Below are 2,542 nucleotides of genomic sequence, written 5' to 3' on the forward strand. Positions count from 1 at the left end.
TCGAGCCGAACCGTGTCTTCCCAAGAAAGGTTGGACCGTCCTCCCACTTGCCAAGGGCCGGTGATTCCGGGTTTCACGAGGAAGCGTCGATGTACGTGCTTCTCGTATTCGTTGACTTCGCGCTCTAACGGAGGCCGCGGTCCTACGAGAGACATGCTCCCGCCGAGTACGTTGAAGAGTTGCGGAAGCTCGTCCAGGCTGTACCGCCGCAGAATTCGCCCTGCTGAAGTCACGCGAGGATCATTCTTCATCTTGAAGAGCACTGAATTTCCTTCGGTGCGCTTCTGCGTTTGAAGACCGGCCAGCAGCGCCTCGGCGTCGGTAACCATGGAGCGAAACTTCAACATGGTGAAGATCTGGCCGTTCAGACCGACGCGCTTCTGTCGAAAGACGACGGGTCCTGGCGAGCTGAACTTGACGATCACAAGGATGACTGCAAGAGGAATGCTCAGGATCACTATGAGGAGAGAGGAAGCGACTAGGTCAAAGGCCCGCTTGGCAAATAGTTTACTGCCTTCATACCGGGGAGTTTCCACATGAATCAGTGGGAGTCCGTTAACGGGCCGAGCGTGAATGCGCGGGCCGCCAATACCCGTGAGGTTTGGCGCAACGACGAGATGCTGCCGGCCGGGCTCGAGACTCCAGCTGAGTTCGCGCATGTCTTGCGGCGAGAGCTCGGCGTTGCTGGTGACGATGACTGTGTCAGCCCTGCTGGAAGACATGAAGTCTTGGAGCGCACCCATCGGGCCGAGAACCGGAATTGCCGTGCCTGGCAGCGTGTTCGAGACGACACCGCTCGGAACGCAGGCACCCACAACGAGGTATCCAGCTGCGGACTGACGAGCCAGCTCCTCCGCGAGAAGGGTCACCGAATCGGCGGATCCGACGAGCACGACGCGTGAAGAATACTGGCCTTGGAATCGTTGCACACTGAGCCATTGGCGCCACATCCAGCGCGAGAACACGAGCACGGCCATGCCCATCGGAAAGGCGATGAGAATATAGCCGCGAGCGAGGTCGATCTGGAAGAGGTAGGCAGCGAGGGCTACGAGGCCGAAGAGTCGAATGGTGGCGTTAGCGATGACGCGGTATTCCTGCGACCCCGTTCCGACGACGCGATAGTTTCTCGAGCCGTAGATACCGAGGGCGCCCATCCAAAGCACGATGAGCAAGACCGAGATAGTGGTGTAGTTCACCGCAACGTCGGTGAGGTTGCCGCGGAATTGCACGTCGGATACGGTGAAACCGAACCAGGCGATTTGAACCCCGAAGACAACCCACACCAGAACGAGCAGGTCGGTGACGCGAAGGCGCTTCGCATAGGAATCACGCCAGTTTTTCAACGAGCCTGGCGTCGGTGTCAAGACCGTTCGCTCGCCCACGGAGCGCTGGCTCATAAGACTGCCACGTGACGATTCATGATCAACACGCGGCCCCCATTCTCTGAATATGTCACTGTCCCCCGACCAGATCGCAGCGCGCCAGTCGACAGGTGACGGGCGGATTGCCCAGCCTGTTCACGGCGATCAGCGCTGCGGTTCAAGGGTAGCTGCATCTCAACCAGGCTTTGACCGATCGTGGAGTAGGGAAAGAAGAACAGCCCGCGGTGCATTGGAAATTGACCAATGCGCCGCGGGCTGTGTGCCTGACTTCGTGTTAGGCGGTTGCGCGCTGACGACGCAGCAGCGTGAGCACGACGACCAGGGCGAGGCCGAGGAGCAGGGCGCCGCCGGCAGCCCAGATGAGGACAACGGGGGTGGCGTAACCGGTCGCGGCGAGGTCGCCGGCTCCGGCATCCGCTGCCGTGATGGTGAGGGCGGAGGTGGAGACGTTGTTGGAGGTGAGGCCGGTTGCGGTCACCGTGTAGGTTCCGGTGGCGTCTGTCGGCAGGGTCACGTTGACGGTTGCTGCGCCCTGAGCGGTAGCGGTCTTGGTGATGGAGGCGGTGGCGGCCTTGAAGACCGACAGGGTGGCGGTTCCTTCGCCGGAAACGTCGAAGCGAACCTGCTCGCCAGCGGCGAAAGCGTCGTCATCGAAGGTCACTGCAACGGTGCCACCGGCGACGACTGCGCCGTTGACTGTGATGGCGCTGTCCGGAACGTAGCCAGCTGCGTTAGCGGCGGCCGGAACTGCGAATACTGCGAGAACCGCGAGTGCGATTGCCGCGAAAGTCTTTTTCCCCATTTTTTAGCCCATCTGATCAAGTGAGATTTGGTCACGTCGTCAGCTGGTGCCGAACGAAGTCAACCCCTACTTTAGGGGACTTTCACAGGTTGGCAAGTTACGGCGGGCAGAAACCGTAGTCCATGTGGTGGAAATAGGGGGGATTTGGGCGTGTTGTGTGGCGCTACGCCAGTGATTTGGCGGGATGCGGGCAAATGTGTCTAGTTCACTAACTTAAACTCTCATGCCTGCTCAATCCCCAAGACGAGGCACAGGCGCACTCTTGGGTGGCGATAGCGAGACGTGGAGGCCGGCGCTACTACTTGCGCGAATTGATCACGCGATCTGCATGGAATGCGCATCAGGGCCTGCAAACACG

Annotated in this window: 2 protein-coding genes; both read right to left on the reverse strand. The window is 60.1% G+C overall.

The genetic code is table 11. The features are described from left to right. The coding region (locus tag JF66_RS18075) for a sugar transferase (RefSeq protein WP_051973734.1) at nt 1-1,397 on the reverse strand (1,397 nt) is incomplete at its 3' end. A 259-nt stretch (nt 1,398-1,656) separates the two neighbouring features. Then, entirely contained in the window at nt 1,657-2,184 is a 528-nt protein-coding gene (locus JF66_RS24595; protein ID WP_035880197.1) for a hypothetical protein, read from the reverse strand. Between the last annotated feature and the right edge of the window lie 358 nt (nt 2,185-2,542).

This window comes from Cryobacterium sp. MLB-32, from assembly GCF_000738085.1.
Classification (GTDB): domain Bacteria; phylum Actinomycetota; class Actinomycetes; order Actinomycetales; family Microbacteriaceae; genus Cryobacterium.

Coding starts and splice junctions, on each gene's coding strand:
- JF66_RS24595 (WP_035880197.1), bottom strand. CDS start 2,184: ATGGGGAAAAAGACTTTCGCGGCAATCGCACTCGCGGTTCTCGCAGTA.